At 56.5% G+C, this 4,525-nt stretch carries 5 protein-coding genes; 4 read left to right on the top strand and 1 reads right to left on the bottom strand.

The features are described 5' to 3' along the window. A partial coding sequence (locus SVU69_13565) for a sulfotransferase (protein ID MDY6944025.1) occupies positions 1-270 on the top strand: 270 nt, incomplete at its 5' end. Positions 271-325: 55 nt separating this feature from the next. Further along, positions 326-1,309 carry an NAD-dependent epimerase/dehydratase family protein gene (locus tag SVU69_13560; protein ID MDY6944024.1) on the top strand — a complete coding sequence of 328 codons (984 nt, stop codon included), beginning with the start codon at positions 326-328 and terminating at the stop codon, positions 1,307-1,309. Between the two features lie 35 nt (positions 1,310-1,344). Here the strand turns inward: SVU69_13560 and SVU69_13555 are convergent, their stop codons facing one another. Further along, positions 1,345-2,838 carry a M20 family peptidase gene (locus SVU69_13555; protein MDY6944023.1) on the bottom strand — a complete coding sequence of 498 codons (1,494 nt, stop codon included), beginning with the start codon at positions 2,836-2,838 and terminating at the stop codon, positions 1,345-1,347. A 442-nt stretch (positions 2,839-3,280) separates the two neighbouring features. Between SVU69_13555 and SVU69_13550 the strand changes: the two genes are divergently transcribed. After that, positions 3,281-3,640: a hypothetical protein gene (locus tag SVU69_13550; GenBank protein MDY6944022.1), complete on the top strand. Its 360-nt coding sequence runs from the start codon at positions 3,281-3,283 to the stop codon at positions 3,638-3,640. A 405-nt stretch (positions 3,641-4,045) separates the two neighbouring features. Next, on the top strand, positions 4,046-4,525 hold a 480-nt coding region (locus SVU69_13545), incomplete at its 3' end, for a hypothetical protein (GenBank protein ID MDY6944021.1).

Below are 4,525 nucleotides of genomic sequence, written 5' to 3'. Positions count from 1 at the left end.
CAGGCCATTCCACCCGAGCGGCTGGTGGAAGTGCGCTTCGAAGACCTGGAGCGGGACGGCATGGGCGAGATCCGCCAGATCTACGAGACACTAGCGCTCCCGGGCTGGGCCTTGGCCGAAACGCCCATTAGGCGCTATCTGGCCAGCCAGCAGAGCTATCAGAAAAACCGTTATCCGCAGGATCCGCGTCTTGGGCGCCGAATTAACCAACGATGGCGTTTCGCTTTCGATGCCTGGGGCTACGAGCCCATCGAGGCGGACGCGGCCTGAAACAGTCGTGAGCAGGCGTGCGTGTTTGGGCAGTGAGCAACCATAGGAAGCCATTATGAAGGTCTTTATTACCGGCGGGTCCGGCTTTATTGGCGGTGCGGTCATTGAAAAACTCCGCGACCGGCACGAGTTTCTGGCCATGTCCCGCTCCGCGGCAAGCGACGCCGCCTTGAAACGCATCGGCGCTCAAGCCGTACGTGGCGACCTCAGCCGGATCGAGCCGGACCTGTTACGGGGTTGCGAGGCCGTGGTTCATTGTGCGGCCCATATCGGGCCGGGTGGCGACCGGGACTATTACTGGAAAATCAACGTCGAGGGCACGGAACAACTGGTCAACGCCGCCAAGGCCGCCGGGGTGAAGCGCTTTGTTCACCTGGGAACGGAAGCCGGTTGTTTCTACGGCCAGCACATGCGGGACATCGACGAAACCTGTCCCCTGGCCCCCGACTCTCCCTACCATTACCCCGCCACCAAAGCGGAGGCCGAGAGGCGGGTGCTGAGGGCCAATGACCCGGCCCACGGCTTTGAGACCATCAGCATTCGACCCCGGTTGGTGTGGGGGCCGGGTGATCGAACATTACTCCCCAGTATGGTCAAAGCCGCCCGTGCCCACGCGCTGGTGTGGATCGATGGCGGCCGTCACCAGACCTCCACCACGCACGTGGCCAACGTGGTGCGGGGGGTGGAACTGGCGCTGGAAGGCAAAGGACGTGGCGGCGAAGCCTACTTTGTTACCGACGATGAAGTTCGCAGTTTCCGGGAGATCATCACCGCACTGCTCACCACCCAGGGGTTAACGCCGGGGCGGCTTTCCATCCCCAGCCCGCTGGTCCGCGGCGGCGTGTATCTGTTGCAGAAGAGTTGGGAGGGCCTGGGCATCAAAGCCCATTTGCCCATCAACCGGTTTGCCGTGGCTTTGATGGCGCGGGATTGCACCATCCGCATCGACAAAGCGCGGCGTGAACTCGGCTTTGAACCGGTCATTTCTTTCAGCGAGGGGTTGAAACAGTTGCCGAAGCTGCAAAACGACCCGGCTTAAGATTTCGCTGGCGCGCGCGCCCGAAGCAATGCGCCTTAAGAAGCCGTGCGGCGAATCAGCTCCGCATAGAAGCGAATCACATCCAGATAATTGTCCACGCCAATGCGCTCGTCCGCGCCGTGGACCTGCACCAGATCATCGTTGTGCACCCGGGCGGGGAAATACCGATAGATATTGGGCGTGAGCGCTTCGTAATGGTGAGCGTCGATGGTCGCCATCAGCAAAAAAGGTACACCCACCGCATCCGGGAACACGCTGCGCACACTCGCCAGAACCTGGCCAAACTCCGGCGCGGACACATCGGAGACCGGCGCCGGGGGTGTCGAGTGCTCGCCGAGCAGTTCAACGCTGACCCGTGGGTCATCAACCACCCGTTGTACGTGGTCCATCACATCGTCAAAGTCATGCCGGGGCAAGAGCCGGAAATTCACCATCGCCTCCGCCCGGTCCGCCAGCACATTGGCCTTGGTGCCCGCATGAAACATCGTCGGCGCCGTCGTTGTGCGCAGCACCGCGTTGGAGGCCGGCTTGGCGGCCAAAATCCGCTTCACCATCGGCTCGAACAGCCATAGGTTGGCGAACAACAAGCGGGGGGCGAGGGTCATCTCCGGCGCCAAGTACTCGAACATCAATCGACCGGCTCCGTCCAGCTCGGCCGGGAAAGGATGCGTTTCCAGACGCGTGACGGCGCGCGCCAGAATGCCGATGGCGGTTTCCTTCGGCGGCATGGAGGAGTGACCGCCCGTGGCGCGAACCGACAAGCGCACCGTCGCATATCCCTTGTGCGCGATACCGATATACGCCACCGGCGACGCGACGCCGGGCACCGCGCCCAGCACGTTCATGCCGCCCTCATCCAACAGATAGGCCAGATGGGGCGTTCGTTGCCGGATCGTCGCGGCCAAATAGGCCGCACCTTCCTCACCGCCAAGTTCCTCATCGTGCCCGAAGGCCAAGTACACCGTGCGCCGGGGCTGGTAGCCGGAAGCTACCAAGGCCTCCACCGACTCCAGAATGGCCGTGACCGCCGCCTTGTGATCCAGCGTGCCGCGCCCCCAGACAGCGCCCTGTTCGACGGCACCGGAAAAAGGCGGGAAACGCCAGGCCTTGGGCTGCGCCGGGACCACATCAAAATGGGCCGCCAGCACAATCGGCGGTAAATCGGGCTCCAAGCCGGGCCAGGTGTAGAGCAGGCTGCCGTTAATCTCCTCCCGTTGGACGACCGGGCGAAGCTTCGGGTAGCTCTCAGCCAAATAGGCGCGGAAATCAGCGAAAACGGCATCATCCCGTGGCCGAGGGGGCTGCCAGGACACGGTGGGAAATCGAATCGCACCCGACAAGCGATTAACGGCGCGTTTCTCATCAAAGGCCAAAGGTTCGGGAGGCACGGAATCCGGCTGCAGGGACGACAGCCCCAGCGCCCGAATGACCAAGACCAGCAGGAACACAAGCAATCCCAGCCCGACCAGAACAAACCCGCGCCGGAGCCGCCCCCACCAGCGGCGTTGTACGGTGCCATTCAAACTCATCGCGCTAGGGTATCACCTACTTCGGGAAAGCTGTTGCCGCACCGCGAAGATAACGAGGGGGGATAACGGATAACAAGGATCGCGGGGTTATGTCTCGATAATAGGGCCAGGTCTTGGCTTTTGTTTTTTCGCCCTGCGAGCATCGCCGGATGGCTAGCCCTGTGAGTAAATGAGGGGCAAAGAACGAGATCTCGTATTTTGTATGTCCCGTTGAAATGTCATGAAAGTGAGTCAATGAGAGGCAAAATGCAAGACCTTATCTCATTAATCGCCCAACTTCTGTTCTTTTGCGCAACCAACATAACGGATTTAACTTTGGTTCGAGCCCTATTTGATCTCAACTTGTCAGGATGATTAACATCGACTGCGCCCTTCAATGCTTTACTAATGGGAAGTTATAATGTGATCGCTCAGTAGCGCTGGACATAGCAGGGGTATTCAGATGGATGCAAGAGTAAAGGACTTCCAACACCTCAAGTTAATGATCGACTTTCAGAGACATCTGGGGCTTCTGTCTTTTGCGGGTATAGTGCTTACTACGAATTTGTCTCTAACAATATTTGAAGACCCTGGTGTGAGATTTCTTGCTTTTTTGGCAGTAGCAAGTTTTTTTACATCCATCATGTCCTCCGTGATGTCGCAAGTCGTCCATATCGACCGAACTAAGAAAGACGTAATCTACGAGTATCCACTAGAACATCGCTTTGCAGTACCCACCGTGCTGAGTGGTATTGGTGTGTTGTCCGGCGTCGCTTTTATGGCCGTGTTCGTGTTGCTTAATTGGTTGGAAAAATCAATATAGCAGGGCGAAACGATGCTGGATATTTGGGGGCTATTGGAATTGTATTAATGCGTCGAAACTTCTGAAGTATTGGTGAGTTTTTGTTCAAAAATGTCGATTTCGGTGTTTATCAGGATTTTCTGGAAAAATGGGTTAGGTTTGATCTTTTGGTCTTCCGCCATGCGAGCTTCACCGGTCGGCTAGCCAATGAGTGAATGAGAGGCAAAGAATAAGACCTGACCCCTAACTTTGCTAATTTGCATGCGTTCGATGGCAAGTATCCTGTAACTCTAGGATGCTCGCGCAAAGTTGGCGAGATAATGAAGTATTTGTCTGATTCGGATACCCCGCAAATTCGGTATGGCTACTAGATGTAATCGAGAGCGGCCAATGTAGCTGAAACAAAGTTAAGAATAGGTCTTGGATATGAACGAAGAATCAAACATTACCAGTTGGAACGGCTGCAACCTATACAAGGTTCGCGATCAACGGCAGCCAGTCAAGCTCGAAGAGCTGGATGCAGAGAAACTTCGTTCCGAGATTGAGCCGTGGCTTACCGCACTGTTTCAAAGCGAACACCTTTCCCTTCTTCTGGGCGGGGGGATATCGTCAGCACTTCATTGGATGGCAAAGAACGAAGCCGGAGCGGGGATGGCGCAGATTCCCTTTTCAGTTTTCAAGGAGCAGATAGAAAAGGCATCAAAAGAAAGCGCCCTTAACTCCGGTCGCGGTGAGCCAAATATTGAAGATCAGATTCGAGTTTGCAATGAGCTAATTAAGGGCTTGGGCATCTATGTGTCGGAAGACGTATATGGATGCAAGAAGATCAGAAAGAATCTCGCCAAGTTTGAAAATGAGCTGGAGGATGGCTTAGCGGATTTCGCGAACCTAAGTCTGACATGTGAA

The organism is Pseudomonadota bacterium (assembly GCA_034189865.1).
Lineage (GTDB): Bacteria > Pseudomonadota > Gammaproteobacteria > UBA5335 > UBA5335 > JAXHTV01.
The sequence above is the reverse complement of the archived record's forward strand: the minus strand, read 5'-3'. Positions and strand labels throughout refer to the sequence as shown.

Bases quoted from the DNA above. Each gene is read 5' to 3' on its own strand.
- SVU69_13560 (MDY6944024.1), top strand. From the start codon at position 326: ATGAAGGTCTTTATTACCGGCGGGTCCGGCTTTATTGGCGGTGCGGTC.
- SVU69_13555 (MDY6944023.1), bottom strand. From the start codon at position 2,838: ATGAGTTTGAATGGCACCGTACAACGCCGCTGGTGGGGGCGGCTCCGG.
- SVU69_13550 (MDY6944022.1), top strand. From the start codon at position 3,281: ATGGATGCAAGAGTAAAGGACTTCCAACACCTCAAGTTAATGATCGAC.